The 26,106-nt window shown below is 71.1% G+C and carries 25 protein-coding genes; 13 read left to right on the forward strand and 12 right to left on the reverse strand.

What is annotated here, in order from left to right; genetic code table 11:
• Positions 1–1,926 (forward strand): glycoside hydrolase family 127 protein, encoded by a 1,926-nt coding sequence (locus ASG45_RS00870; protein ID WP_055832088.1) that lies wholly within the window; start codon positions 1–3, stop codon positions 1,924–1,926.
• Between the two features lie 205 nt (positions 1,927–2,131).
• Here ASG45_RS00870 and ASG45_RS00875 read toward each other — a convergent pair whose 3' ends face one another.
• Entirely contained in the window at positions 2,132–2,602 is a 471-nt protein-coding gene (locus ASG45_RS00875; RefSeq protein WP_156459318.1) for a hypothetical protein, read from the reverse strand.
• Here ASG45_RS00875 and ASG45_RS16540 point away from each other — a divergent pair.
• The 3 genes from ASG45_RS16540 to ypfJ all read left to right on the forward strand — a co-directional run bounded on the left by ASG45_RS16540 (position 2,595) and on the right by ypfJ (position 5,093).
• Positions 2,595–3,020 (forward strand): hypothetical protein, encoded by a 426-nt coding sequence (locus tag ASG45_RS16540; protein ID WP_235560509.1) that lies wholly within the window; start codon positions 2,595–2,597, stop codon positions 3,018–3,020. The genes ASG45_RS00875 and ASG45_RS16540 overlap by 8 nt on opposite strands.
• A gap of 29 nt (positions 3,021–3,049) precedes the next feature.
• The gene (locus ASG45_RS00885; protein ID WP_055832094.1) at positions 3,050–4,087 is read left to right on the forward strand and encodes a LacI family DNA-binding transcriptional regulator; all 1,038 of its coding nucleotides are present in this window, start codon (positions 3,050–3,052) and stop codon (positions 4,085–4,087) included.
• Positions 4,088–4,217: 130 nt separating this feature from the next.
• Entirely contained in the window at positions 4,218–5,093 is an 876-nt protein-coding gene (ypfJ, locus tag ASG45_RS00890) for a KPN_02809 family neutral zinc metallopeptidase (protein WP_055832096.1), read from the forward strand.
• An 87-nt stretch (positions 5,094–5,180) separates the two neighbouring features.
• Here the strand turns inward: ypfJ and ASG45_RS00895 are convergent, their stop codons facing one another.
• From ASG45_RS00895 to ASG45_RS00925, 7 genes are all read right to left on the reverse strand, one after another.
• Complete coding sequence (locus ASG45_RS00895) at positions 5,181–5,756, reverse strand: copper resistance CopC family protein (protein ID WP_055832098.1); 576 nt, start codon at positions 5,754–5,756, stop codon at positions 5,181–5,183.
• 2 nt (positions 5,757–5,758) lie between these two features.
• Positions 5,759–6,505, reverse strand: coding sequence for a YcnI family copper-binding membrane protein (locus ASG45_RS00900; RefSeq protein ID WP_055832100.1), 747 nt, complete (start codon positions 6,503–6,505; stop codon positions 5,759–5,761).
• Between the two features lie 65 nt (positions 6,506–6,570).
• Positions 6,571–7,170, reverse strand: a complete 600-nt coding sequence (locus tag ASG45_RS00905; protein ID WP_055832102.1) for a hypothetical protein — start codon at positions 7,168–7,170, stop codon at positions 6,571–6,573.
• A gap of 239 nt (positions 7,171–7,409) precedes the next feature.
• Entirely contained in the window at positions 7,410–8,360 is a 951-nt protein-coding gene (locus ASG45_RS00910; protein WP_055832104.1) for a glycoside hydrolase family 68 protein, read from the reverse strand.
• A 30-nt stretch (positions 8,361–8,390) separates the two neighbouring features.
• Positions 8,391–9,353 carry an alpha/beta hydrolase gene (locus tag ASG45_RS00915; protein WP_055832106.1) on the reverse strand — a complete coding sequence of 321 codons (963 nt, stop codon included), beginning with the start codon at positions 9,351–9,353 and terminating at the stop codon, positions 8,391–8,393.
• Positions 9,354–9,426: 73 nt separating this feature from the next.
• The gene (locus ASG45_RS00920) at positions 9,427–10,572 is read right to left on the reverse strand and encodes a serine hydrolase domain-containing protein (protein ID WP_055832108.1); all 1,146 of its coding nucleotides are present in this window, start codon (positions 10,570–10,572) and stop codon (positions 9,427–9,429) included.
• Positions 10,573–10,624: 52 nt separating this feature from the next.
• Positions 10,625–11,965 (reverse strand): MFS transporter, encoded by a 1,341-nt coding sequence (locus ASG45_RS00925; protein WP_055832110.1) that lies wholly within the window; start codon positions 11,963–11,965, stop codon positions 10,625–10,627.
• Between the two features lie 111 nt (positions 11,966–12,076).
• Here ASG45_RS00925 and ASG45_RS00930 point away from each other — a divergent pair, with 111 nt between their 5' ends.
• A complete protein-coding gene (locus ASG45_RS00930) occupies positions 12,077–13,120 on the forward strand; it encodes a LacI family DNA-binding transcriptional regulator (RefSeq protein WP_055832112.1) in 1,044 nt (347 codons plus the stop codon).
• On the opposite strand, the gene ASG45_RS16425 is transcribed toward ASG45_RS00930, so the two are convergent.
• Positions 13,117–13,716, reverse strand: coding sequence for a TetR/AcrR family transcriptional regulator (locus ASG45_RS16425; RefSeq protein ID WP_082516402.1), 600 nt, complete (start codon positions 13,714–13,716; stop codon positions 13,117–13,119). The two genes, ASG45_RS00930 and ASG45_RS16425, sit on opposite strands and share 4 nt — an antisense overlap.
• 71 nt (positions 13,717–13,787) lie before the next feature.
• Here ASG45_RS16425 and ASG45_RS00940 point away from each other — a divergent pair, with 71 nt between their 5' ends.
• A complete protein-coding gene (locus ASG45_RS00940) occupies positions 13,788–15,200 on the forward strand; it encodes an alpha/beta hydrolase (RefSeq protein ID WP_055832116.1) in 1,413 nt (470 codons plus the stop codon).
• Positions 15,201–15,213: 13 nt separating this feature from the next.
• Here ASG45_RS00940 and ASG45_RS00945 read toward each other — a convergent pair whose 3' ends face one another.
• Both ASG45_RS00945 and ASG45_RS00950 read right to left on the reverse strand, forming a co-directional pair.
• On the reverse strand, positions 15,214–16,467 hold the full coding sequence (locus ASG45_RS00945; protein ID WP_055832118.1) for a wax ester/triacylglycerol synthase domain-containing protein: 1,254 nt from the start codon (positions 16,465–16,467) through the stop codon (positions 15,214–15,216).
• A gap of 121 nt (positions 16,468–16,588) precedes the next feature.
• Positions 16,589–17,677 carry a VanZ family protein gene (locus ASG45_RS00950; RefSeq protein ID WP_055832120.1) on the reverse strand — a complete coding sequence of 363 codons (1,089 nt, stop codon included), beginning with the start codon at positions 17,675–17,677 and terminating at the stop codon, positions 16,589–16,591.
• Between the two features lie 79 nt (positions 17,678–17,756).
• Here ASG45_RS00950 and ASG45_RS00955 point away from each other — a divergent pair, with 79 nt between their 5' ends.
• The 3 genes from ASG45_RS00955 (at position 17,757) to ASG45_RS00965 (ending at position 21,291) form a co-directional block, all read left to right on the forward strand.
• Complete coding sequence (locus tag ASG45_RS00955; protein ID WP_055832123.1) at positions 17,757–18,611, forward strand: serine hydrolase domain-containing protein; 855 nt, start codon at positions 17,757–17,759, stop codon at positions 18,609–18,611.
• Positions 18,612–18,777: 166 nt separating this feature from the next.
• Positions 18,778–20,820 (forward strand): APC family permease, encoded by a 2,043-nt coding sequence (locus ASG45_RS00960; RefSeq protein WP_156459362.1) that lies wholly within the window; start codon positions 18,778–18,780, stop codon positions 20,818–20,820.
• A gap of 102 nt (positions 20,821–20,922) precedes the next feature.
• Positions 20,923–21,291: a PLD nuclease N-terminal domain-containing protein gene (locus ASG45_RS00965; protein ID WP_055832128.1), complete on the forward strand. Its 369-nt coding sequence runs from the start codon at positions 20,923–20,925 to the stop codon at positions 21,289–21,291.
• A gap of 32 nt (positions 21,292–21,323) precedes the next feature.
• Here the strand turns inward: ASG45_RS00965 and arfB are convergent, their stop codons facing one another.
• A complete protein-coding gene (gene arfB, locus ASG45_RS00970) occupies positions 21,324–21,761 on the reverse strand; it encodes an alternative ribosome rescue aminoacyl-tRNA hydrolase ArfB (RefSeq protein WP_055832130.1) in 438 nt (145 codons plus the stop codon).
• Positions 21,762–22,026: 265 nt separating this feature from the next.
• Between arfB and ASG45_RS16040 the strand changes: the two genes are divergently transcribed.
• From ASG45_RS16040 to kdpB, 4 genes are read left to right on the forward strand one after another with little or no spacing between them, the layout of a single operon-like run.
• Complete coding sequence (locus ASG45_RS16040) at positions 22,027–22,191, forward strand: hypothetical protein (RefSeq protein ID WP_156459319.1); 165 nt, start codon at positions 22,027–22,029, stop codon at positions 22,189–22,191.
• Complete coding sequence (kdpF, locus tag ASG45_RS16045) at positions 22,191–22,277, forward strand: K(+)-transporting ATPase subunit F (RefSeq protein ID WP_191916518.1); 87 nt, start codon at positions 22,191–22,193, stop codon at positions 22,275–22,277. Before ASG45_RS16040 ends, kdpF begins: the two co-directional genes overlap by 1 nt.
• 13 nt (positions 22,278–22,290) lie before the next feature.
• Positions 22,291–23,964 carry a potassium-transporting ATPase subunit KdpA gene (kdpA, locus tag ASG45_RS00975; protein WP_235561537.1) on the forward strand — a complete coding sequence of 558 codons (1,674 nt, stop codon included), beginning with the start codon at positions 22,291–22,293 and terminating at the stop codon, positions 23,962–23,964.
• The gene (gene kdpB, locus ASG45_RS00980; RefSeq protein WP_055832135.1) at positions 23,964–26,099 is read left to right on the forward strand and encodes a potassium-transporting ATPase subunit KdpB; all 2,136 of its coding nucleotides are present in this window, start codon (positions 23,964–23,966) and stop codon (positions 26,097–26,099) included. Before kdpA ends, kdpB begins: the two co-directional genes overlap by 1 nt.
• Positions 26,100–26,106 lie beyond the last annotated feature (7 nt).

Here is a 26,106-nt window from a genome sequence, read left to right on the forward strand (position 1 = left end):
ATGACCATCACCACCCCCCCACTCGTGCAACCCGTCGCACCCGTCTCGCCCAGCCGCGGCACGCTGCGTCCGCTCGGCCTCGACGAGGTCCGCATCACCGGAGGTTTCTGGGGCGAGCGTCAGCGGATCAACGCCGCCGCGACCCTGGGACACGTGCTCGGTCGCCTCGAATCCGAGGGCTGGCTGCCCAACTTCGATCGCGCCGCGGCCGGAACCCTGCCCGCGGGCCGCCGCGGCCGGGAGTTCTCCGACTCCGAGGTGTACAAGTACCTCGAAGCCGCAGCCTGGGAGATCGGGCGTGGGGACGACGCCCACCTCGAGCGCACGTTCCGCGCCGTCGTCGCCCGCGTCGCCGCCGCACAGGAGCCCGACGGCTACCTCAACACGAGGTTCGGCCGCACCGGTCAGGGCGATCGCTGGTCCGACCTGGAGTGGGGGCACGAGCTGTACTGCCTGGGCCACCTCTTCCAGGCCGCCGTCGCGCGCGAGCGCACCCGGCCAGGCTCCGACGACGGTCTGCTCGGCGTCGCGCGTCGTGCCGCCGACCTCGTCTACGAGAGGTTCGGCCCGAACGGGCGTGCCGAGGTCTGCGGACACCCGGAGGTCGAGGTGGGCCTGGCCGAGCTCTCCCGGGTGACCGGAGAGCCGCGCTACCTCGAACAGGCCGACCTGTTCGTCGACCGTCGCGGCCGCCGCACGCTCGAGGACATCGAGTGGGGGCGGTCCTATTTCCAGGACGACGTCCCGGTGCGCGAGACCACGGTGCTGCATGGTCACGCGGTGCGGGCCAACTACCTCGCCGCGGGAGCCGTCGACATCGCCGTCGAACGCGACGACGCGGATCTGCTCGGTTCGCTGCGGCATCAGTGGGAGATCACCGTGGCGCGCCGCACGTACATCACGGGCGGACAGGGTTCGCATCACCAGGACGAGGCCTTCGGCGACGACTGGGAGCTGCCGCCGGATCGCGCCTACTCGGAGACCTGCGCGGGCATCGGGTCGATCATGTTCTCGTGGCGCCTCCTGCTCGCCGAGGGCGACGCCAAGTACGCCGATCTCATCGAACGCACGCTGTTCAACGTGGTGGCCACCTCGCCGAGCGAGGACGGGAAGTCGTTCTACTACTCGAACACGCTGCACCAGCGCGTTCCCGGCATCCCGGCCGATCCGAACGGCACGTCCCTCCGTGCCTCGTCGTCGCTTCGCGCGCCCTGGTTCGAGGTGTCGTGCTGCCCGCCGAACGTGGCCCGCACGTTCGCGAGCCTCGACGCCTACATCGCCACCGCCGACGCCGACGGCATCCAGGTGCACCAGTACGCCCCGGCGGAGGTGCGCACGATGCTCGCCGACGGCCAGCGCGTGGCCTTCGACATCGAGACGGCCTACCCGCTCGATGGAACGGTCCGCGTGCGGATCACGGAAGATACCGCGCACCCCTGGGCCCTCTCGCTGCGGGTGCCGGCATGGGCCGCGGGCGCGACCGTGCGCCTCGTCACCGCCACGGCCGACGAGAGCCGCGAGGCGAGCACCGGCACGGTCACCGTGCGTCGGGCCTTCCGCGCCGGCGACGTCGTGGAGTTGACGCTGCCGATGACGGCGCGCTTCCGCTCGGCCGACTCGCGGATCGACGCCGTGCGCGGGTGCGTCGCCGTGGAGCGCGGACCCGAGGTGTACGCGCTCGAGTCCGTCGACGTGCCCACCGCCGAGTTCGACACCGTGCGAGTCGACGTCGCCGACGGTGTGCACGAGCACGACGGCCGGCTGTGGGTCACCGCTGTCGAGCAGCCGGTCCACGATGCCGCCTGGCCGTACGGCTCGTTCCCTCCTCCGGCGGACCACCCGCATCACACCGTGCCCCTCGTCCCGTACCACCAGTGGGCTCAGCGGGGACCGGCGGCGATGCGCGTGTGGATACCCACCGCCTGACCACCGTTCGCCGGGATGCCGTGGGGGTGTCCCGGCGAACTCCCTGCCCCGCCCCTCTCCGGGCCCCGTCCTCCTCGGCGGTTCGGAGGGGGCGGGGTTTCTCGCGGATACCGCGCCGAGGAGTGCCGCCGTCCGGTCGGTGGCGAAACGACGACTCCGGGAGTGGGCCCCTCATCGCTGCGTCGCCGCACCCGCCGGCGATCGGTCAGCGCGGGTCGTGGACCCGTGCGCGTGCGGCGGTCCACACGCCGCCGACCCCGAGCAGGAGCCCCCCGGACGCAGCGACGGCGAGCCACGGTTCGGCCGCGTTGCCGCTCTCGGCGAGCGAGCCGGAGGGTGAGCGAGAGGATCCGGCATTCGTGGGCGTCGGCGAAGGCATCGGCAGCGAGGGCAGGGGCGTTGGGAGCGGCGTCACGTCGACGTGCACCGAGACCTCGCCCGCGGGCGTGTCCGCCCAGCTCGGCGCGGGAGGCGAGGAGAGGATACCGGCAGCCAGAACGCCGACGATCAGGAGCGACCCCCGCAGCGTGGGAGGACCCTGACGTCGGCCTTCCTCGCGGGCGTTCTCGATCATCCGCTGCACGGACGCCTTCTTCGCTCGGCCGCGCCACATGAGAAGCACGGCCGCGAGCACGAGTACCGCGAGCATTCCGAGCTGAGACCACGGGATGCTCATCGTGGTCGTCTGCCGCACAGCCGGTGCCCCCGAGATGCCTGAGGTATCGATGGCCACGGGGTCGAAACGTGTCTGCACCTCGGTGGCAAAAGTGGGCCACACGTCGTGTACGGTCGCGCTGATCGATCGCGTCTCGCCCGGCGCGAACTCAGGCAGAGCCGCCAGGGCAACGCGGGTACCGAGCACACCGAATGGACCGGACGACTGGAACGACGTCTTCTACGCGCTGTTCGTGGTGGGCGGCCGGCTCGACACGCTCCCGCTGAACCTGTACCAGGTGGCGAGCGCCGGTCTGTACCTTCAGAATTGGCATCTGATCTTCGCCTACATCATTCTGATGAGCCTGCCTCTGCTGATCACCTTCATGGTGGCCCAGCGCAAGATCATCTCGGGCATCACCAGCGGCGCCGTCAAATGACCTTCGCCGCTCCACACCGACGGAGCACGATGGCCCCCCCCCCCCGCACGAAGGCGGCGACGATCGCCGACGTGGCTGCGCGCGCGGGGGTGTCCGTTCCCACGGTCTCGCGGGTGCTCACGGGCGCGGCGAAAGTGAGCACGTCGAAGCGCGAGGCCGTCGAGGCGGCCATCGCGGCCCTCGACTTCCGCCCCAGTGCCGCCGCCCGGGTGCTGGCGTCGCGCAAGGCCCAGGTCATCGCGGTCATCGCCGGAGACACGTCGCAGTACGGCTACGCCGAGACCATCCGCGGTATCGAAGAGGCCGCCCGCGCCGAGGACTACACGGTCATGATCACCGTCGTCGAGAGCACCGACGAGGGCGAGATCGACCGGGCGATCGCCGCGACCCTGGCCCAGCCGCTCGCGGGCGTCTGCGTGCTCAAGTTCGACCCGCCCGGTGTCGCCGCCCTGCACCGCATCCCGGCGTCGTTGCCGCTGGTCGCGCTGTCGGGGGTGCGCGAGTCGGGTCTGCGGCAGGCGGTGCTCGACGAGTCGCGCGCGGCCGAAGAACTCACCGACCACCTGCTCGATCTGGGGCACGCCACCGTGCACCACGTGCGCGTGCCGCCGTCGCGGCGCGAGGACGGACGCACGACCGGCTGGCGACGAGCCCTCAAACGTCGCGGCGCGGTCATCCCCGCGCTCAGCGACGCGACCTGGGACCCGCGGTCCGGGATCGAGATCGGTCGGCGGCTCGCCGAGGATCCCTCGGTCACCGCCGTGTTCTGCGGCAACGACGAGATCGCCATGGGCGTCATCCGCGGGATCGTGGCCTCGGGCCGCCGGGTTCCCGACGACATCTCGGTGGCGGGTTTCGACGACCACCCGCTCTCCGCGCTGTGGACGCCGCCGCTCACGACGGTGGACCAGGACTTCGCCGGCCTCGGCCGCCGCGGCCTGCAACTGCTGCTCAACGAGATCGCCGGCGAGACCGGGCGTCGCTTCTCATCGGAGCGGCCCCAGCTCGTCGTGCGCGAGAGCACCGCACCCCCGCCCGCCGACGCGGCGGTGCGACGCATCGTCTGAGGCCCCCCGGGTTCTGACGACTCCCGTGGGCTCGACGCCCTCGGCGCGCGACGCCCGCACGCGGAAGCAGGGGCGGCCGAGAAGTCCAGCCCCTGCCGGCGTGGGCCCCACCCCGGTTACGGTGACGGACGTGACCTTCAACGACAACGCCCGCGTCGGCAACAACACCGCCAAGCGCCGCGGCGGCACGATCGCCGCGGTGGGCGGTGGAACGGTCGGCCTCGGGGCCATCGTGGTGCTGCTCTTCTCGCTGTTCACCGGCACCGACCTGACCGGGCTCATCGGCGGCGGCCAGGCGCCCGCGGCCCCCGCGGGTGGGGGTGAGGCCCTGACGAGCTGTCAGACGGGCCAGGATGCCAACACCGACGACTCGTGTCGACTGGCGGCCGCCTCGCTCAGCGTCGACCAGTTCTGGCAGGAGCGCCTCGACGGGTACACCCCGCCGCAGCTGATCATCGTCGACGGTGCGACCTCGACGCAGTGCGGCACGGCCTCGAACGCCACCGGGCCCTTCTACTGTCCGCCGGAGCAGACGGTCTACGTCGACCCCACGTTCTTCGCCCTGCTGCGCGAGCAGTACGACACCACGGCGGGCCCGCTGGCCCAGCTGTACGTGCTCGCCCACGAGTACGGCCACCACGTGCAGAACCTCACCGGCGTCATGGAGCAGTACCCGAACGACGGCACAGGTCCCGACAGCAACGGCGTGCGCACCGAGCTGCAGGCCGACTGCTACGCGGGGGCCTGGGTGGCCGCGGTGGGCGAGCAGGTCGACGAGGACGGCACCCCGTACCTCGAGCCGCCCACGCAGCAGCAGATCACGGATGCGCTGGCCGCGGCCTCGGCCGTCGGCGACGACCACATCCAGGCGGAATCGGGCGGGGCGATCAACCCCGAGAGCTGGACGCACGGCTCGAGCGAGCAACGTCAGCGCTGGTTCGACACCGGGCGTGAGGGCGGCGTGAACGCCTGCGACACGTTCTCGGTGCCGGGGCAGAGCCTGTAGGTCGCGCCCCCGGCGCCCGCGTGCGGCATCCCACTCGACACGTTTCCGCGAACGGTGGCCGGGGAGCAGCGCTCCCCGGCCACCGGCTCACTCCTCCCGCGGACGCGTGCGCACGATGACGACGACCAGCACGCCCACCAGAACCACGACGCCGCCGCCGACCAGGAGCCCCACCGTGAGGCCCGACGGTCCGCCGGTCTCGGATGACGCGGACTCGGCCGGCGCAGCCGCGGAGCCGACGGCGCTCGCACAGGGCGAGTCGTCCGACCCCACGGACGTGCCCGCGGCGGTGGAGGTGAACGGGAAGGTCCCCGAGACCGGGTGCCCGTCGGACGACACCGCGCGCCACTCGACCGTGTAGTCGCCGGGTGCCCCCAGCTCGACGGGCACGCTCAGCGTGGGCCCGGCGAGCGCGACGCAGTCGGCCTCGTAGTGCCGGCCGTCGGGTCCCAGCACGACGACGATGTTGCCGCCGTCGTACCCCAGCAGATTGGCGCTGAAGTCGAGGGTGACCTCCGACACCGTCGACACCGTGTCGCCGGAGGCGGGCGAGGTCGAGACCAGGCTGTCGTGCGCCGACGCGGCCTGAGCCCCGCCGAGCACGGCGCCCAGCGCGATCGCCGCGACCGCCAGGGAGCGCCCGAGGGCGCGCGGTGCCCGCACGGTCAGCTGCGCTTCGGGCGACGCGACAGGGCGAGGGCGCCGAGCACCGCTCCGGCGGCGGCGACGATCAGCGCGGCGATGCTGAGTCCCAGCGCCACACCCGACGAGTCGGATGCCGAGCCCGAGGCCGACGCCTCACCGGCGTCGTGCTCGTGCGACGGCGCGGCGGACGCCGTGCCGTGGCTGTGCGCGCCCGTGGGAGGGGTGTCGTTGATGTAGAGCACCGGAGCCGGCTCGAGCGTGTCATCGGCGGCGACCTCGTCGGGCGTCGCGGCCCAGTCGACGACCGATCCGTCGGAGTAGGTCTGCGCGGCGGGCAGCACCACGTGACCGGTGTCAGGCACGGGTCCCAGCACGGCCGAGAAGACCTGGAACTGGTCCTGGCCGATGCCGACGCCGGGGTCGGCCTGCCACACGATCTTCAGCGCGGCGTCGGTGAGGGTGTTGCCGTCGACCTCGACGGGCGCGGGCAGGGCGCCCTTCTCGACCGTGGCCGTCCAGCCCGGGACGGGCTGCACGAGCACGGCGCTCAGCGGTGTGTCGGTGGGCAGGGTGACCTCGAGCTTGACGGTCGACGCCGTCTCGGACTCGGTGGGAACGCGGAAGTTGACCGTGGCGTAGCTGCCCGGGGTGGCGGTGTCGGGGTTGACGGTGACGTGCGCGGATGCCGCGAGGGGGACCGCGATCGCGAGGGCCGCGCCGGCGGCGAGGCCGACGAGGGCACGACGAAGGAAGGGGGTACGGGACATGGTGCTGCTTTCTGCAGAGTGCGCACGCCGAAGTGGCGCTTCACGCGCGAAATGAGGGGTCGAGGTCAGGCCGCGAGCGGCGGACCCCGGTGCCTCATCGGCGACAACACCGTCATCGGCGTCGTCAGCAGCAGCGGCGCGGGCACCGTGGGAACGGCATCCGCCCGCGGACCGAGGCCGCGCAGCGGGCGCAGCACCGACAGCGCCGCGATAACGAAGCGCGCGATCGCCTGCACGACCCGCTCCCCGCGGCCGAGCGCCACGATCGTCACCACCGCGGCGAGGGCGTGCACGGCCCACATCCACGGCGAGTGCGACGCGTGAGCTGCGGCCCCGTGGATGGCTGTGGCGTCGAAGAGCGCGGCCGCTCCCCCGTGGTGCCCGCCGCCGGCGGCGACGCCGTCGCCCCGCAGGTCGAGGGTCAGGATGCCGTGGAACAGCGCCTGGCTGAACGCAACCGCCGCCGACAGACGCCACCACGACGTCGCGCGTCCGGCCAGCAGCACGCACACGGGCGCCGCCAGGAACAGTGCGATGCCGACGTTCAGCGCGGGCGGCAGCTGCGACCCGACCGAGGCGTGCGACACGGTCGCGAGGAAGGTCGCCACGGCCGCGGCGGCGACACCGCGCCCCGCGCGGGCGGCGCGACCTGCTCTCGACGACATGCGACTCCTTCCGTCCCAGCCTAGGCGGCGGCCCAGCGCCCGTTGGGCCAGGTGCTCCGCCGTCGAGACACGGTGGCCGGCGGCGTCACGGACACCCCCGCCCGCGGCATCCCGCACCGGCGTGTCGACGAAACTCTCCACGGTCGTGCACACGCACGCGCCCGACCGGCTGGCCGCGGTTCACGCGGATCGGGAAGATCCGCTCCCGCAACGCGGTACCGCGGGGGCGCGCACCGCGATCAAGGGCGGAGGGCGGTCTCTTCGCTCGATCCGGCGAACAGGGCGCCGTCGAGCCGCATGGGATCGGATATGCCACGGGGCGTCATCCCGTCGGTATCGAGCAGGAAGCCCAAGAGCACGGGGCCGTCGGGCGTCGAAATGATCCGACCGCTGTAGAGGTCGGGGGCGTCGACGTTCTGCGCATCGCGAAGGTCGATCGAGGCGTCCCACGGCGCAGTCCACACTCCCGTCCGCGCTCCGGCGGAGAGACGTTCCGCGGAGATCACGGCGGAGTGCGCGGAGAACACGATCATCGGCCGCCCCCCGAGAACGATTCGCTGGACGACCTCGAGGTGGGCGAATCCCTCGCCTGGAGCGGTGAGCGGCGGTTGGACGTGCCAGGAACGGAGGTCCTCGGACGTCGCGTGACCCACGACCCCTCTGTCGTCGACGCGACCGTGGCGGGCGCGAGCGGTCACGAGCATGTGCCACAGTCCGTCGTCTCCGCGGTAGACCCAGGGGTCGCGCCAGGCCTCCTCCGGCCAGCTCGAGGATCCGAGGGTCTCGTACCAGCGCGCATCGGCCTGCAGAGCGACGGAGACGTCCTTCCGCCAGTGATGCAGATCGTCGGAGACGGCGCTGAGGATGACCTCGACGTTGGCGTCCCCGTCCGAAGACAGGAACGTGGCGCCGGTGTAGAACATGCGCCAGCGCCCGTCCTCCGCCCGTACGACACAACCCGTCCAGGTCGCGGTCGCGTCGGGTGCACCCGGCCCGCCCGGGCGGAGGACCGTACCGTGTTCGGTCCAGTTCACGAGATCCTCCGACGTCGCGTGACCGACGGTGGCGTTGCGGTGCCTCAGGTGGGGGTCACGGAGCGATCGGGGCGCCTGCAGGTAGTACAGGTGGTGCGTCGGGCCGTCCCGGACGTGCCAGAAGTCCCAGACCCACCGGTCGGCGGGATCAAGCACGGTGCGCGTCCGTGCGAAGCGGGGGGCGCATCAGGCCGTCCACGCCCGTCGAGCATCGTGCGCCACAAGGAGCGCGATGATCTCGTCCCGCCACGCCGCCGACTCGGGAAGCATCCGGGTGAAGCCAGACGATCCGTGCACCTGCCCCTCGCCGAGGGTGAAGGTCGCCTCCACGCCGGCCGCCGAAAGCATTTCCACGAAACGTCGACCGTCGTCCTGCAGCGGGTCGAACTCGGAACTGGTGACATGCGTCGGGGGGAACCGCGTCGGATCCTCCGCGAGAAGCGGGGAGGCGTACTCGTTGAGGGCATCGAGGGGCCCCGCGAGATACAGACCGATGTAGGTACGGATCTCTTCCGCGGAGAGCGGATACTCACCGCCACCGTAGGCAGTGAAGGAGTCGCTGCTGCAGGTGAGGTCGAGTGCGGGAACCTCGAGAACCTGGAACGAGATCGCGGGTCCCCCTTCGTTCGCCGCACGCAGGGCCACCGCCGCCGCGATGTTCGCACCGGCGGAGCCGCCGCCGAGCGTCACCTGACGGGGGTCCGCGTCGAAGTCGCCGGCGTGCTCGACCGCCCACAGGAGCGCCGCGTAGGAATCGTCGACGGGGATCGGGAAGGTCACTTCGGGCGCGAGCCGGTAGTCGACCGTGACGGTGACGTATCCGGCGAGTCCGGCGCGCTCGCGCCCGACGATGTCGGTGAAAGCGTCGTCGATGCCGCCGGCGATCCACCCGCCCCCGTGGAAGTAGATGTGGAGGGGGTGCGGCCCGGGAGACGAGGGCTGGTAGATGCGCACGTCGATGGTGCCATCGGCGACCTCCACCTGAGCGGTGGTCACGGCGCCGACCTCCGGGCCGGGTTCGGCGACCATCGCGGCGAAGCCGGCCGATGCGGCGAGGGCCTCGGAACGAACGGACGGGATGTCGTTCAGATCGATCGAGCTCGGTGGGAGGGTCTCGAGGGCGGCCTGGAGGGCGGGGAGAATCGGCATGGCCGGAATCCTTTCGAAAGGGAATGGGAGTTGCGACCGGAAGACGAAGCGTCGTTCCGGAGATGCCACGCGCTCAGAGAGTGGCTCGAAGCGCAGTGAGGATGTCGAGGGAGCGCGTATCGCCGTCGCCGCGGAGGTCGTTCGTGACGAACCCGAACCCGATCCCGTTGTCGCTGTCCGCGAAAGCGAGTTGTCCCCCGGCGCCGTCGTGCCCGAAGGACGACGGGCTCAGCAGGGGCCGTTCCGGCGAGTCGATCATGAAGCCGGTGCCCCAGCGCGGCGTCGGTGACCCGGCGATACCGAAGACGGGCCCTCCGAAGGTGCGCCGGGCGGTCATGTCGGAGAGGACCGCCGGGTCGATCGGTGTGCTTCCCGCCGTCGGGAGGATCGCCGACGACCAGAGCGACGCGAGATCCGCCGCGGTCGCGATGACTCCGCCGGCGGCGATCTCGGCCTTCTGCAGATCGGGATCGTTGAAACCCACTCCCGGACCGACGAGCTCGATCGGGAAGGCGCCGCCGAGCGTGAACGACCGCGCGATGTCTTCGGCGCCGACGACACCGGCCAGCGAGTCACGAGAAAATCCGGGGATGGCGGCCATGTCGGCGACCGCGACCCTGCTCCCGAACGGGGCTCCCAACGATGCGGAGACGCCGATCGGATCGCACAGGTGATCACGGAACGCTTCGCCGACCGAGCGGCCGGTGACCCGCCGGACGACCTCTCCGATGAGCCACCCCATCGTGAGGGCGTGGTAAGCCCATCCGGTGCCGGGCTCCCACAGCGGCCGCTGTGCCGCGAGCTTGTCGGCCACGGGGGTCCACGCCACCACGTCGGCCTTGCTGACGTTCTCGACCGGGTAGGAGAGGCCGGCCTGGTGGGTCAGCAGCCACCGCACGGGGATGCCACCTTTGCCGGCCTGCGCGAATTCCGGCCAGTAGCTCGCCACCGGACGGTCGAGATCGAGCAGCCCGTCCATGACCAGCCGGGAGACGAGGGCGGCGAGCAGGCCTTTGCTGCACGAGAACACGACGGTGGGGGTGTCCCGAGTCCACGGACGGTGAGTTGCGGCGTCCGCGAACCCCGCCTGGAGATCGACGACCGTACGCCCGTCGACCATGATCGTCAGCGCCGCGCCACCGCGCGGGCTGGCGGCGGCAGCGTCGGCGAACGCGTCGGCGACCGCTCCGTAGCCGGGCTCCGCGAACCCTCGCGGCATCCTTGCGGAGGTTCGCTCTCCCCGCCCAGCGGGCTTGGCCTCGACACTTTCATCAGACGAGAGGAGCATGACGCTCTCCTTCCACGGGAACGGATGCCACGTCGGCGTACGACTCGTTCGAGGCGGTGAAGGCGTTCTGAATGCGTCCCCCTCGAAAGCCCACGTACGCGACGGCGACGGCGAGGAGTTGCACGACCGCGAGGGCGACGAAGAAGCCGGTGATGGAGAACGCGATCAGAGCGGGGCCGATCGTCAGTGAGGCGGCCAGGAGAAGGCGGCCGACGGTCAGGATGAACCCCTGGGCCGTGGAACGGAGCATCGTGGGGAACGACTCGTTCGACCACACGCGCGTGATGGGCTCGCCGCAGATCGCCCCGATCCCTCCGATGAGCGTGAAGACGACGAGGAGCGAGACGATGCTGAGCCCGAAGACGACGGGGACGATCAGCACGACGACCGTCAAGAGGCCGCACCCGTAGACGAAGGGCCGACGCAATCGAGTGTCGACGATCTTCATGAAGACGAAGAGGGCGAGGAATCCCACGGGGAAGGCGATCGCGGTGTAGGCGACGAACTGCTCGACGGGAACTCCGGCGACGTTCACGGCGATGTAGGTGATGTAGGACGCGAGCATCCCCGCGGGAATGCTCACGAGGGCGTAGAACGCGGTGAGCACCAGGAGCGGCCGACGAAGCGGCGGCGACAGGAGGTCGGAGAGGCGAGAACCCACGACGTGGATCGCACGCCGGTCGTGACGACGTTCCTCTCGCGAGGCGAGCCAGCTCGCCGACTCCGGGAGCGTCAGGCGGAGGACGAGCCCGACGACTCCGACGAGTGCGACCATCCCGTAGAGGATCTGCCCCGCGATCCGCCCCTGACCACCGATGGCGGCGGCGAGGATGACGACGAGGAGCGACGCGGCGATCCACAAGACCTGCGTGAAGACGAGCATCGCCCCACGGTTCTTCTCGGTGGCAGCCTCCGCGATGGTGGCTAGCGACACCGGCAGATCCGCGCCCACCCCCAGCCCCACGAGCCCGAGCCCGACGAACAGCAGCCAGAAGTCGCCCGAGAAGATGGGGCCCAGCGTGCCGACGACGACCATCGCCATCGTGACGATGAACACCTTCCGGCGTCCGTAGAGATCACCGAGACGACCCCCGATCAGGGCTCCGATCGCCGTGCCGACGGTCACCACAGCGGTCAACAGGCCCACCTGTTCGGGCGTCAAGCCGATGGTCTGCTGGTAGATCACGAGCGCGATCCCGTTGACGCTCAGCGCCGCACCGTCGACGAACGACGCCAGCCCGGCGATAATGGCCACCCGCCACGGCCGTGGCGGGGATTCTGCGGGAGCGGCGTGGCCGGCCGCGGCATCGAACGACGGTGACATGAAATCCTCCTCGATTTACACGTGTCTACGACATGCGCGGAGGTCACGCTAATGGGTTCGGTAGACACGTGTCAACTCAGAATCGACACGTGTCTACTACACTGGACACCCGTGGCGAGGATCCGGACTGTCGACATCGCTCGCGAGGCGGGTGTCTCGCGCGCGACCGTGAGCTATGTCCTGAACGACCGCCGCGACGCTCAGGTGAGCGAGTCCACTCGAGACCACGTCCGCGAGGTCGCGAGACGGCTCGGCTACATCAGCTCGCCGGCGGCCAACGCGCTCCGGAGAGGTCGGGGCGACGTCGTCCTCCTCCTCGTTCCCGACTGGGAGGTCGGCGGCCAACTGGAACTCCTTCTCGAGGAGATCGGGCAACTCGTCAGCCAGTACGGCCTCGTCGCCGTCCGGTACGAAGGACCCCACTGGCAAGGCGCTCTCGACCGCCTGCTGGGCAAGGTCGAAGCCGCCTGCGTCGTGACCTTCGACCCCCTGGGCGACGTCGACGCCGGCGCCCTTCGGGCCGCGGGCGTGCCCGAGGTCGGTGCGTGGATCCTCGACCGCACCGATCGCACTCGCGCGACGGCGATCGGACAAGCAGACATCGTGGAGGCCCAGCTGACGCACCTTCTCGAGCAGGGCTATGAGCGCATCGCGTACCTGGCGATCGAGGAGCCGCGCGGCCGCCCCTTCGTCGCGTCGCGAGTCGCCGCGTTCCGCGCGTTCTGCCGGGAGCGGGGGGTGGACGGATCCGCGGTCGCCGTCGTGGAGCGCGACGTCCGACAGATCGAGGACGTCCTGCGAACGTGGACGACGAAGGCGCCCGGCCCCTGGGGCGTCGCCTCGTGGAACGACATCACCGCCCTGGGCGTCCTCACGGCTGCCGCGTCGATGGGACTGCGCTCACCGGAGGATCTGGGAGTGATCGGCGGAGACGACACCACGGTGGCCGCCTTCAGCAGCCCCCCGCTCAGCAGTGTGCGCTTCAACCTCCAGGCCGAAGGCCGCGGGATCGCCGCGAGGGTGGGGAACAGCATCGGGCTGAGGATCCCTCCCGGGCCGACGGACTCCGGCATCGTCGAGGTGATCCCCCGCTCCTCGACCGCCCCCTCCGCCTCACGGCCGGCGGCGGGCTCCCGCGACGAGCGACCCGCCTAGCGGTCCTCTCGCACGCGTCGGAGCGCAGTGAGGGCCCCGGACAGCGCTGCGCGAACGAGCACGAGCGCGTCGCCGCTCTCGCGGTCGTATCCCGTCATCAATTCGAACCGCAACACGACCCCGGAGATGATCCCGAGGACGACGTGGACAGCGGGGTCGTCGGGATCGACGTCCAGCTCGTCGGCGATCGCCGTCGCGGCCGCGGCCGCGAGCGGTGCGGTTTCGTCTGTACCGGCTCCGTGCAGAACGGGGTTCCGCTGCAGCATGGCGGCACGCGTCCGCCACTCCTCGTCGGGGACGAAGGACGGCTCGTCACGCAGCCACCGGTCGACGAGGTCGACGAGGGAGGAACCCGGGCCCCACGAAGAGAACGCGCCCATCAGACGGTGAGCCGCCGCCGCCGATGACGCGGTCGCGATGTGGAGCTTGGTCGGGAAGTACGCCGACACCGAACGAGTGGACACCTCCGCCTCCCTCGCGATCTGCGCGACGGTGGTGGCTTCGTAGCCCTGCTCGGCGAAGAGCCTCATTCCCGCCAGCAGAATCGCACGATAACGGCGCTCTTTAGAGCGCTCGCGAAGGGAAACGGCATCCATTCGTCGATGGTAGCGAACGGCATAACTGCATTACTCTGTATAGTTGCAGCCAAGTGCAATTAAGGAGCCCCATGACTTCCCCCGTCCCCGCTTCCCCGTTCCGCGCCCGATGGGCCCGGTGGGCCCCGCTCTTCGTCGGCATCCTCGCGCTGTTCGCCGCCTGGGGGCAGCTCTTCTTCTTGCGTTGGCCCGTGTACGGCGGTCTCGTGATCGTCGTCCTCTTCTGCTCGATCCTCATCCGGCGGACCTTCCGCACCCCGCGTGCCGCGGTCGCCGTGGCGGTCGTGGCGGCTCTGGGCGTCGTGGGTCAGCTCGGCTGGATGCTCGCGCACTGGTACCCGGCCGCCGTGATCGCCCAGGTGTCCACCGCCGTCGTCGCATTCGCCTGCTTCCTCGGCCGTCGTTCGCGAAGGGCCGCGCGCGGCGCCGAGGGAGCGGATCGCTCGACCCGTGGCCGTCGCCTCCTCCGTTCGACCGCCACCGCGGGCCTCCTGACGGTCGCGACGATCGTGTCACTCGCCCTCATCACGATCTCCGTCGTTCCGGCCAGCCTCGGGGTCACCCTGCAATCGCTCGCCGGCCAGACCTCCTCGTTCACCCCGAGAGGACCGGAGGGCGCGACCACGGTGACCGACAACGGAGACCGCCTCACCAGCGACATCTCGTACGGAAGCGAGTATCCGAACAGCTTCCTCGACCTCTACATCGCCGACGACGACCCCTCGATCGCTCGCCCCACGTACGTCTACATCCACGGCGGCGGCTGGGTCGCAGGATCGAAGTCGACGGGCGACCCGAACGCGCCGGGCGGGGGCTTCTCGGTCATCGCCGACCCGGTCACCGACGCGGGGTACAACTTCGTGAGCCTCGACTACGCCCTCGCCCCGACGGCGAGTGACACCGAGATGATCGAGCAGATCTCCCAAGCGGTCTCGTTCCTCCAGGACAACGCCGAGCGACTCGGCCTCGACATGAACGACGTCGTGGTCGGCGGGGGCAGCGCCGGCGGACAACTCGCGGGACAGTTCGCCAATGTCCAGACCAACGCCGCGTATGCGGAGCGCATCGGCGTCGATCCCGTCCTCGAGAGCGCGCTGAAGGCCGTCGTCCTCGACAGTGCCGCCCTCGAGCTCGACAAAGCCGGTGAGACCCAAGCGCCCGTCCCCCTGAACGACTTCCTCTTCGGGGTCTCCGCACGCGCCTTCGTCGGGACCTCCGAATCCGCGATGGTCGAAGCGTCGGTCACGGATCACGTGACGGCGGACTTCCCGCCGGCCTTCATCGCCGACGGCAACGACGGCACCTTCCCCGATCAGGCATCCGCCCTGCACGATCGCCTCGACGAGCTCGGCGTCTCGAACGCCGTGTTCCTCCCCTCCGCCGAGGAGGCAACGTTGGGGCACGGCTTCATGGGTGCCGCGGGCAGCTGGACCGACGCGTACAACGCGAAGAAGCTGGAGTTCCTGGCCTCCCTCGGGCTGTAGCCCCGGGCGCGTCTCAGGCGTCCCCGGCGCGGAGCGACTCCCACGCGTCGTGAGCGGCATCGGCCAGCAGCTCCACGTCGGGCACGGCCTCGGGGTCGACGCAGAACCCCACTCCGAGCCAGCGGTCGTTCGAGATCGCGGCCACGCGCAGGGCGTGCCTCGGCCCCGGTTCCGACGACGTGTACACGTGGCCCACCCGGCGGCCGGCGACCGACACCGCCACGCGCGGCCCGGGCACGTTCGAGATGGCGAGAGCGAACTCGCGCGGGTCGTCGGCGAGACCGCGCAGCAGCGCGCCGGCCGACCCGGCCGCGGCGAGCGCGTGGAACAGCTCGTCGAGGGCGCGCGCGTCGTGGGCGTGCTTGCGGGCGCGGGTCTGGGCGCTGAGCAGGTCGAGCCGACGCAGGTCGTCGGGCTCGTCGAGGTGCAGGCCGACGTCGACGAACGAGTCGCGATTGCCGGATGCCGCGGCGTCCTCGCCGCGTTCGTGCAGGCTCACGGGCACCTGGGCGTTGAGCCGCGGCACGTGCCCGTGGTGCACGAGGCGCCGCCGCAGGGCCCCGGCGATGACCGTGAGCAGCACGTCGTTGATCGTGGCGTGGTCGGCGCGCGAGGCGCCGACGGCGCGTGCCTCGGCGAGCGGCACGTCGACGAAGGCGAGGGCGCGGCGCGCGCTGATCGGGCGGTCGAACGGGGAGTGCGAGCCGGGGTGAGCGAGCTCGCGGGCAAGGGTCATCGGCATCCGTTCCCATTCGCTCCACCGCGTCGGGCGGGCGTCGGGATCGCGCAGGCCGACCTCGTGCGCCGGGGCGTCGTGCGGCTCGAAGATCACCGCCTCGAGGAAGCGCACGGCCGTGAGCCCGTCGGCGAGGGCGTGGTGCAGGCGCACCGCCACCGCCTCTCGACCATCGGCGAGGGGGCCGACGAGGTCGACGCTCCACAACGGGCGCGAGCGGTCGAGGGGCTCCGACATGAGCCGGCCCACGACCGCGCGCAGCGCCGCGGGGTCGTCGGCCGCGTGACGGCGCACGTGCTGCGAGACATCGACGTCGGTCGCCTCGATCCACGCCGGTCCGTCGCCGTCGTCGACGATCACCTGGAGCCCGCGCGGGAAGGCCGGCAGTCGGGCGGCGACGCTTTCGCGCACCGCCTCGAGATCGAGGGCCTCGCCGGGCTCGAGCACGAGCAGCTTCAGCGCATGCCCGCGCACGACATCGGACTCCAGCGCCAGGATGCGTGCATCCGCGGCCGACAGCGGCTCCCCCATGCGGCCTACGGTAGCGGGCGGTCCGCGGCGTCGGTCGGCGCGGCCTCGCCCGTGTCCCGCCGAGGGGGCGGAACCCGGTGCACGCGCACGCCGTCGTCGACGCCGCACAGACCGAGCCGGGTCACCCGGATGCGCTCGTGTCGACCGAGGGACTCACCACGCCCGCCCGATCGTCGACCAGGCGCCGGCGACCGATCCAGCCGGTGAGGCCGCGGCCGTCGGGCCAGACCACGAGAAGTGCGCCGGTCACCAGCGCCAGCAGGAACGCCGCGATCGACCACGGCGCCGGCAGCGCCGCGAGCACCGCGTAGGCGCCCGCCCCGGTGAGGAATCGCAGCGGGCGGGCGACCCAGACCGGCAGGATGCCGTTGGTGAACCGCACGCGCGTCGCGAGGTCGCCGATCGACCGGCCGGTCACCAGCACGACCCCCAGCCAGAGCGCCGCGCCCGCCACCGTCCCGGCCCACGAGGCCGCCTCGTCGGTCGCGAGGGTGGCCGACTCGCCGAGCAGCAGCACCGTGACCGCTTGCACGAAAACCGACACCGCGACGCCGACGAGCGAGATGCCCACGACGTCGCAGACCAGTCCCAGCAGACGGCGGCGGCGGGTCACGGGGCGGGGCACCTCGGCATCCGGGCTCTTCGCCACCCCTCGGTGCGCCGCGGGCACCGCGAAGGCGACCAGCGAGCCGAGCAGGGCCCCCGAGGTGTTCACGATCAGGTCGTCGACGTCGAACACGCGGTACGCGCAGGGGAAGAGGCCCCACACGCCCGTCAGCTGCGTCGTCTCGATGAGTGCCGAGGTCGCGAGTCCCACGAGACCGGCGACCAGGATGCCGCGACCCCCGAGCACCCGCAGGAAGAAGCCCAGCGGCAGGAAGAGCAGCACGTTCAACGCCACCTGCAGCACCGTCGGATCGGTCAGGTAGCGCCCCGACACGGCGACGGCGGCGCGGATGTCGTCGACGAACTCGAACGGCCGCAGGTTGACTCCCGCGCAGCGGTAGAGGTCGTCGTCGGGCAGAGGAATGAGCGTGTACGTCCAGATCGCCCAGAAGTACACCGCCGCCCCCGCCCAGAGCAGCGTGCGCCAGAGCGTCAGACCCCCGCGGCGCCGGTAGCTCACGGCGACGAACGGCACGAGGGCGAGCACGGCGACCACCCCGCCCGCGATGACGGCGAGCAGCCCCGAGCCCACGATGTCGTTCACCCCGCGATCCTAGAGACCAGTGCGGCGTCGCCGCCCGACGACCCCGCGGGTTGACACGGCCCGCCCGTAGCCTGGGGGGATGACCCCGGCCCACGACCTGCGCGCGGCGCTCGTGCGCCACATCGACGACACCGGCTTCGGCGCCCACGGGCTGCACGTGCGCGTGGGCGACGACGTCGCCGAGCACCGCTGGACGCCCGACGAGCGCGAAGAGATCCACTCGGTCGCGAAGGCCGTGTGCGTGCTCGCGGCGGGCATCGCCGCCGCGGACGGGCTGCTCGATCTCGACGAGCCCGTCGCGGGCATCGTCCCCACCGCCGTGCCGGACGTGACCGTGCGCCACCTGCTGTCGATGTCGAGCGGCATCGACCTGCCGTGGTCGCCGACGATGATGACCGACTGGCCCGACCTCGCCGCCGAGTTCCTCTCGCGCCCGTCGCGCGGCCGCGTGTTCCAGTACTCGAACGCCAGCACGTACACCGCGATGCACGTGCTGGCCCACCGCACGGGCGACGTCGAGGAGTACCTGCGCCCCCGGCTGTTCGCCCCGCTCGGCCTCGCCGACCTCGCCTGGGAGCGCTGTCGCACCGGGCGCATCCTCGCCGGCGAGGGCCTCGCCCTGCGCACCGACGAGATGGCGCGCCTCGGCCTGCTGCTGCGCGACCGCGGCGTCTGGCAGGGCGAACGACTCGTCCCGGCCGAGACGGTGGACGCCCTGCACTCGGCCTGGATCGACACCGGCAGCGCGGGCGACGGGTACCGCCGGTACGCCCTGGCCGGGTGGGACGGACCCGGCGCGGCGTGGCGGCTGCACGGGGCGTACGGGCAGATGGTCGTGTTCGCCGGCGACGCCGTCGTGACCATCAGCGCCGACGACCACGCCGGCGCCGACGCGGTCGCGGCGTTCATCGCCGAGGCGGCCGCCCCGGCCTGACCCACGGTTCGCGCCTCGAGCCGACCCGGCACCGTGTTGTCGCGTTGATCACGGTCTGACTGCCATGCGATGAACGACGTGCGCGTCGGATTGCGCCGCCCGTCCAGTGCGCGTAGTGTCACGCGCCGTGACTGAAGAAAGTCGCGAGCCCGGCGTCGAGACGCCGATGGCCAAGCGCATCCTTATCGGCGAGCCTTTGACGTCGGAAAAACTCGACGACCAGCTCCTGCCCAAGAAGATGGCGCTGCCTATCTTCGCCTCCGACGCGCTCTCCTCGGTGGCGTACGCCCCGCAGGAGCTCCTGATGATCCTGCTCATCGGCGGAACGGCCCTGCTGACCCTCAGCCCGTGGGTCGCGGTCGCCGTCGTGGTGCTCCTCATCGTGGTGGTGCTGAGCTACCGGCAGCTCATCAAGGCCTACCCCTCGGGCGGTGGCGACTACGAGGTCGCCAGCAAGAACCTGGGCGAAGTGCCCGGCGTGGTCGTGGCCGCGGCCCTGCTCGTGGACTACGTGCTCACGGTGGCCGTGTCGGTGGCATCCGGGGTCGACAACATCATCTCGGCGCTGCCGGAACTCAACCCGTTCCGCGTCGAGATCGCCGTCGGCTTCGTGATCCTCATCGTGATCGTGAACCTCCGCGGCGTGCGCGAGGCATCGAGCGTCTTCGCGATCCCCACCTACCTGTTCATCGGGTCGGTCGGCGTGATGATCGTCGTGGGCCTCGCCCGCACGTTCCTCGGCGACGCTCCCGAGGCCTCGAGCGCCAACTACGCCGTGCAGGCCGAGTCGCTCACCCAGGCGGCGCTCATCCTGCTCGTGCTGCGCGCCTTCTCGAGCGGCTGCTCGGCGCTGACCGGGGTGGAGGCGGTGTCGAACGGCGTCCCCGCGTTCCGCAAGCCCAAGATCCGCAACGCGCAGACGACGTTGAGCCTCATGGGCGGCATCGCCATCGTGCTCTTCGCGGGTCTCACCGCTCTCGCGCTGATCTCGGGCGTGCACTACGCCGAGAACCCCTGCCACCTCATCGGCTTCGACTGCGCCAACAACCCGCAGCCGAGCCTCATGGCGCAGGTGGCCGCGGCGACCTTCGGCATGGGCAGCATCCCGTTCTTCATCATCCAGGCCGCCACCGCGTGCGTGCTGCTGCTGGCCGCCAACACGGCCTTCAACGGCTTCCCGCTGCTGGGCGCGGTCCTGGCCCGCGACGGCTACGCCCCGAAGGCGCTCAACACCCGCGGCGACCGCCTCGTGTACTCGAACGGCATGATCATCCTCGGCATCGTCGCCATCGGCGTGCTGATCGTGTACCAGGCCAACCTCACCACGCTGATCCAGCTCTACATCATCGGCGTGTTCGTGTCGTTCTCGCTCGGGCAGATCGGAATGGTGCGGCACTGGCGGCGCGCTCTGCGCGCCTTCGCGCTGCTGCCCGCCGAGGCGGCGAAACAGCAGTCCGCGGCCATCGAGCGCCGCTCCGCGATCTCGGGCCTGTGGATCAACTCCGTCGGCGCCGCGATGACGGTGCTCGTGCTGCTGATCGTCACGGTCACGAAGTTCACGCACGGCGCCTGGCTGGTGTTCATCGCCATCCCGATCCTCGCCGTGCTGATGATCGGCGTGAACCGGTACTACCGCGACGTCGAGCACGAGATCCAGATGGACGACACGGTGCACTTCGGCTCGTCGGGCGACGTGGCGATCGTGCTGGTGAACCGCCTGCAGAAGCCCACGTCGAAGGCGATCGACTACGCCCTGGCCGCCAACCACGACAAGACCCTCGCCGTGCACGTCGCGATCACCGAAGAGGAGTCGGCGAGGCTGCAGCGCGACTGGGCCGAGCACGAGGTGCCCATCCCCCTCGTGATCATCGACTCGCCGTACCGCACGTACACCTCGCCGGTGTCGACGTTCATCAAGAAGTACCGCGAGAAGAACGGCTCGGCCATCGTCACCGTCTACCTGCCGCAGTACATCGTGGGGCACTGGTGGGAGTCGATCCTGCACAACCGGCGCTCGCGCCGCCTGGCGCACCAGCTCATGCTCGTGCACGGCGTCTCGATCACCCTCGTGCCGTGGCTGCTCGACTCGTCGGAGGTCATCTACGGTCGCCGCTCCCGCCCCCTGCCGGGCCAGCAGCGCGGCGGCCAGCCGGTGGACAACACCCCGACGCCGCGTTCGCGCAAGGCGCCGCCCCCCTCGGCATCCTGAGTCCCGTCCGACGCCCCCGCCCTCGTGGTGGGGGCGTCGGAGTTCGGCCCGCCCGCGACACGTCGGTGGACGCGGCCGCGACTCTGCGACAGGGTGGATGCCATGCCAGTACTCGCCCTGCTGACCGTCGCCGTCCTGGTGATCGCCCTGATCGACGTCATCACCCGGCGCGACGACCAGGTGAAACATCTGCCGAAGTTCGCGTGGATCTTCTTCATCGTGCTGCTGCCGCTGATCGGCTCGATCCTGTGGTTCGCGCTCGGTCGCGAGTACGAGGCGCGCTCCGCACCGATGTCGTTCGGCGACCCGCGCCGCTGGCAGAAGGACACGCCCGCGCCGGCGGCGCCGAGCGCGACCCGCACCACCGAGCAGCAGATCGCCGACCTCGAGCGCGAGATGCACCTCGCCGACCTCGAGGAGCAGGTGCGCCGCCGCCGCGCCGAGGGCGGCTCCGGGGGCGCCGCCGGCTGACGCGGCGGAGCGGCCGGGCCGGCCCTCCGACCTCAGTCGGTCGGTCGCCGACGCATCCGCTTCACGTCGGTGCGGCGCTGCTTGGCCTGAAGGCGGCGCTCCTTCGAGCCCCGCGTCGGCTTCGTCGCGCGGCGGGGAGGGGCGGGCGGCCGCACCGCCTCGGCGAGGATCGCGGCGAGCCGGTCGCGCGCGGCGTCGCGGTTGCGCGCCTGCGCGCGGTGCTCCGACGCCGCGATGGTCAGCACGCCGTCGACGAGGCGGTTCCCCAGGCGGTCCAGGACCCGCTCGCGCTGCGCGCGCGACAGAGCGGTCGAGGCCACGGCATCCCACATCACCTCCACCCGAGAGTCGGCGGTGTTCACTCCCTGCCCGCCGGGGCCCGACGAGCGCGAGAACCGCCACGACAGCTCGGACGCGGGGATCACGAGCGTCGCCGTGACCGCGACACCGGGACCGTCGGACGCGAGCATGACTCCATCATGCGCCCGGGCTACTGCGCTGCGCGCGCACGACTCCTGCAACCCCCACCCCACCGCGCGGCCGCGAGCCCCGACACCGCGTTCTGCCGGAGTCGTGCAGCCCCCGCGTAAGCGCGCCGTATGCGTCCGCCGCACACCCGTAGGGAAACCGTGAGGACGCCCGGATGCCGAACCTCCCGCCGGTTGTATCGGAACACGTGCCGCCCCGCGGCGCCCGCGGTCCGCCCGCGGTTCTGTTCTCGATCCTGGAGTCGTCGTGCTCGATGCCGTCTTCCTCGCCGCGACCGTCGCGATCTTCGCGCTGGTCGCCCTCGTCGCGAAGGGGGTCGAGAAGCTGGGCCCCGAGGTCCGCGCCTCGTCTCCTCGCCCCACCCCGCCGTCTGCCCCGACAGCCCGCGAGAACAGCGGGGACCGGCCGTGATGTTCTTCACGATCCTCGCCGCCGTGCTCGCGGCCGCCGCCGTCGTCTACCTCGTGGTCGCCCTCGTCCGCCCCGAGAAGTTCTGACATGGACGCCGGAATGATCTGGTCCATCGTGTTGACCAGCCTCACCCTCATCGTCGCCCTGGGACTGGCGTACCGCCCCCTCGGCGACTACATCGCCCGCATCTACACCGGCGCGCGCGACCTCGCCGTCGAGCGGGGCACCTACCGCCTGATCGGCGTGGACCCCCGCAGCGCGCAGACCTGGCAGGCCTACCTGCGCTCGGTGCTGCTGTTCTCGTTCGTGGGCGTCGTCCTCGTCTACGCGATCATGCGGTTGCAGACCGTGCTGCCCTTCTCGCTGGGTCTCGAGGCACCGGGCGAGGCACTGTCGTTCAACACCGCGGCGTCGTTCGTCGCGAACACCAACTGGCAGTCCTACTCGGGCGAGACGACGCTCGGCTACACCGTGCAGTTCGCGGCGTTGACCGTGCAGAACTTCGTGAGCGCCGCCGTGGGCATCGCCGTCGCCGTCGCCCTGGTGCGCGGGTTCGCGTATCGCCGCAGCGGCGTGATCGGCAACTTCTGGGTCGACCTGGTGCGCGGCACGTACCGCCTGCTGCTGCCGTTCTCGATCGTCGCGGCCGTCGTGCTGCTCGCGGGCGGCGTCATCCAGAACCTCAACGGCTTCACCGATGCCACGACCCTCACGGGAGCCGCCCAGTCGATCCCGGGTGGGCCGGTGGCCTCGCAGGAGGCGATCAAGCTCCTCGGCACCAACGGCGGCGGGTTCTTCAACACCAACTCCGCCCACCCGTTCGAGAACCCGACGCCGTGGACGAACCTGTTCGAGATCTTCCTCATGCTGGTGATCCCGTTCTCGCTGCCCCGCGCCTTCGGGCGCATCGTCGGCGACAACCGTCAGGGATACATGATCCTGGGCGTGATGGGGGCGATCTTCGTGGCCTCCACCGCCCTGATGACGTGGGCCGAGCTCGCCGGCGCCGGCACCGCTCCCCAGCTCGCGGGCGGCTCGCTCGAGGGCAAGGAGGTGCGCTTCGGCATCTTCGGTTCGACGCTCTTCTCGTCGACGAGCACGCTGACCTCGACCGGCGCGGTCAACTCGATGCACGACAGCAACACGGCCCTCGGCGGCATGATGCCGATGATCAACATGATGCTCGGCGAGGTCGCCCCCGGCGGCGTCGGCTCGGGGCTCTACGGAATGCTGATCCTCGCCGTGATCGCGGTGTTCGTCGGCGGGCTGCTGATCGGCCGCACCCCCGAATACCTGGGCAAGAAGATCGGGCCGCGCGAGATCAAGCTCGCGAGCCTGTACATCCTCGTCACGCCCACCCTGGTGCTGGCCGGGACCGCGCTGAGCTTCGGGGTTCCCGGCATCCGGGACGACGTGGAGTCGACCTCGATCCTCAACCCGGGCGTGCACGGTCTGAGCGAAGTGCTCTACGCCTTCACCTCGGCGGCGAACAACAACGGCTCGGCCTTCGCCGGCCTCACCGCCAACACCCCGTGGTTCAACACCGCGCTCGGCGTGGCGATGCTGCTCGGACGCTTCCTGCCGATCGTGTTCGTGCTGGCGCTGGCCGGTGCCCTCGCGGCACAGGATGCCGTGCCCGCCACCGCCGGAACCCTGCCGACGCATCGCCCGCAGTTCGCGGGTCTGCTCGCCGGCGTCGCCGTGATCGTCACGGCGCTCACCTACTTCCCGGTCCTCACTCTCGGACCCCTCGCCGAAGGACTTGCCCGCTGATGTCCACCCTCACCCACGCTCCGGCCCCCGCCGCCGATCCCGAGCAGCCCACCCCGCGGCGTGCGTTCAGCGCCGCCCAGGTCGTCGCCGCCCTTCCGGGGGCGGCCAAGAAGCTCAACCCCGCGGCGCAGTGGCGCAACCCCGTGATGTTCCTCGTCTGGGTGGGCGCGGCTCTGACCACGCTCATCGCTCTCGCCGAGCCGTTCCTCGGAGGCGGCGACACCACGCTCCCCGCCGGTTTCACCTGGGGTATCGCCGTCTGGCTCTGGCTCACCGTGTTCTTCGCGAACATCGCCGAGTCGGTCGCCGAGGGCCGCGGCAAGGCGCAGGCGGCGACGCTGCGCAAGACCCGCACGACCACCTCGGCCCGCCGCGTCGTCTCGTACTCCGCCGAAGACCCCTCGGCATCCGCCGCCGCAACCGAAGACGTCCCCTCGGGCGACCTGCGCCTCGGCGACGTCGTGCTCGTCGAGACGGGCGAGCTCATCCCCGGCGACGGCGACATCGTGCACGGCATCGCCACGGTCGACGAGTCGGCGATCACCGGCGAATCCGCCCCGGTCGTGCGCGAGTCGGGCGGCGACCGCAGCGCCGTCACCGGCGGCACCCGCGTGCTCAGCGACCGCATCGTCGTGAAGATCACCTCGAAGCCCGGTGAGACGTTCGTCGATCGCATGATCGCGCTCGTCGAGGGCGCTTCGCGTCAGCGCACCCCCAACGAGATCGCGCTGAACATCCTGCTCGCGAGCCTGTCGATCGTGTTCGTGATCGTCGTGCTGGTGCTGAACCCCATCGCCTCGTACGCGGCATCCCCCGTCTCGATCCCCGTGCTCGTCGCGCTGCTCGTCTGCCTGATCCCCACGACCATCGGCGCCCTGCTGAGCGCCATCGGCATCGCGGGCATGGACCGCCTGGTGCAGCGCAACGTGCTCGCCATGTCGGGCCGCGCCGTCGAGGCCGCGGGAGACGTCACCACCCTGCTGCTCGACAAGACCGGCACCATCACCTACGGCAACCGTCGCGCGTCGGCGTTCGTCGCCCTGACGGGCGTCGGCGGGCCGGAGCTCGCGGAGTACGCCTCGCTGTCGTCGCAGGCCGACCCCACGCCCGAGGGCGTGTCGGTCGTCGAGCTCGCGGCAGCCCAGGGGATCGTCGCCGACCTGCCCCGGGGTGCGGAACCCGTGCCCTTCACGGCGCAGACCCGCATGAGCGGCCTCGACCTGGTCGACGGCACGCAGGTGCGCAAGGGCGCCGCGTCCGCCGTCGTGGCCTGGCTCGCGGCATCCGGAGCCCCCGTCGCCGAGGCGTTGCGCGCGAAGCTGCAGAGCGAGACCGACGCCATCTCGCAGTCGGGCGGAACGCCGCTGGTCGTCGCGACGCTCTCGTCGGGCGTCGGCCGCGTACTCGGCGTCATCCACCTCAAGGACGTCGTCAAGGACGGGCTGCGCGAGCGGTTCGGCGAGCTGCGGGCCATGGGCATCCGCACCGTGATGATCACGGGCGACAACCCCCTCACCGCCAAGGCGATCGCCGCCGAGGCCGGGGTCGACGACTTCCTCGCCGAGGCCACGCCCGAAGACAAGCTCGCGCTCATCCAGCGCGAGCAGCAGGGCGGCAACCTCGTCGCGATGACCGGCGACGGCACGAACGACGCCCCGGCGCTGGCTCAGGCCGACGTGGGCGTCGCGATGAACACGGGCACTTCGGCCGCGAAGGAGGCCGGCAACATGGTCGACCTCGACAGCGACCCGACCAAGCTCATCGACATCGTGCGCATCGGCAAGCAGCTGCTCATCACGCGCGGCGCGCTGACGACGTTCTCGCTCGCCAACGACATCGCGAAGTACTTCGCGATCATCCCGGCGATGTTCATGGGCGTGTTCCCGGGCCTCGCGGTGCTGAACGTCATGCAGCTGTCGTCGCCGGCCTCGGCCGTGCTCAGCGCGATCATCTTCAACGCCGTGGTCATCATCGTGCTCATCCCCCTGGCGCTGCGTGGAGTGAAATACCGCGCGGCCAGCGCCTCGAGCATCCTCAGCCGCAACCTGCTCGTGTACGGGCTCGGCGGCGTCCTCGTCCCCTTCATCGGCATCAAGCTCATCGACCTCGTCGTGAGCCTGCTCCCCGGTTTCTGAAAGGCCC

The organism is Microbacterium sp. Leaf436 (genome assembly GCF_001424715.1).
Lineage (GTDB): Bacteria > Actinomycetota > Actinomycetes > Actinomycetales > Microbacteriaceae > Microbacterium.

Coding starts and splice junctions, on each gene's coding strand:
- ASG45_RS00870 (WP_055832088.1), top strand. CDS start 1: ATGACCATCACCACCCCCCCACTCGTGCAACCCGTCGCACCCGTCTCG.
- ASG45_RS16540 (WP_235560509.1), top strand. CDS start 2,595: ATGCTCATCGTGGTCGTCTGCCGCACAGCCGGTGCCCCCGAGATGCCT.
- ASG45_RS00875 (WP_156459318.1), bottom strand. CDS start 2,602: ATGAGCATCCCGTGGTCTCAGCTCGGAATGCTCGCGGTACTCGTGCTC.
- ASG45_RS00885 (WP_055832094.1), top strand. CDS start 3,050: ATGGCCCCCCCCCCCCGCACGAAGGCGGCGACGATCGCCGACGTGGCT.
- ASG45_RS00900 (WP_055832100.1), bottom strand. CDS start 6,505: ATGTCCCGTACCCCCTTCCTTCGTCGTGCCCTCGTCGGCCTCGCCGCC.
- ASG45_RS00905 (WP_055832102.1), bottom strand. CDS start 7,170: ATGTCGTCGAGAGCAGGTCGCGCCGCCCGCGCGGGGCGCGGTGTCGCC.
- ASG45_RS00915 (WP_055832106.1), bottom strand. CDS start 9,353: ATGCCGATTCTCCCCGCCCTCCAGGCCGCCCTCGAGACCCTCCCACCG.
- ASG45_RS00920 (WP_055832108.1), bottom strand. CDS start 10,572: ATGCCGCGAGGGTTCGCGGAGCCCGGCTACGGAGCGGTCGCCGACGCG.
- ASG45_RS00925 (WP_055832110.1), bottom strand. CDS start 11,965: ATGTCACCGTCGTTCGATGCCGCGGCCGGCCACGCCGCTCCCGCAGAA.
- ASG45_RS16425 (WP_082516402.1), bottom strand. CDS start 13,716: ATGGATGCCGTTTCCCTTCGCGAGCGCTCTAAAGAGCGCCGTTATCGT.
- ASG45_RS00940 (WP_055832116.1), top strand. CDS start 13,788: ATGACTTCCCCCGTCCCCGCTTCCCCGTTCCGCGCCCGATGGGCCCGG.
- ASG45_RS00945 (WP_055832118.1), bottom strand. CDS start 16,467: ATGGGGGAGCCGCTGTCGGCCGCGGATGCACGCATCCTGGCGCTGGAG.
- ASG45_RS00955 (WP_055832123.1), top strand. CDS start 17,757: ATGACCCCGGCCCACGACCTGCGCGCGGCGCTCGTGCGCCACATCGAC.
- ASG45_RS00960 (WP_156459362.1), top strand. CDS start 18,778: ATGGCCAAGCGCATCCTTATCGGCGAGCCTTTGACGTCGGAAAAACTC.
- ASG45_RS00965 (WP_055832128.1), top strand. CDS start 20,923: ATGCCAGTACTCGCCCTGCTGACCGTCGCCGTCCTGGTGATCGCCCTG.
- arfB (WP_055832130.1), bottom strand. CDS start 21,761: ATGCTCGCGTCCGACGGTCCCGGTGTCGCGGTCACGGCGACGCTCGTG.
- kdpF (WP_191916518.1), top strand. CDS start 22,191: ATGTTCTTCACGATCCTCGCCGCCGTGCTCGCGGCCGCCGCCGTCGTC.
- kdpA (WP_235561537.1), top strand. CDS start 22,291: ATGATCTGGTCCATCGTGTTGACCAGCCTCACCCTCATCGTCGCCCTG.
- kdpB (WP_055832135.1), top strand. CDS start 23,964: ATGTCCACCCTCACCCACGCTCCGGCCCCCGCCGCCGATCCCGAGCAG.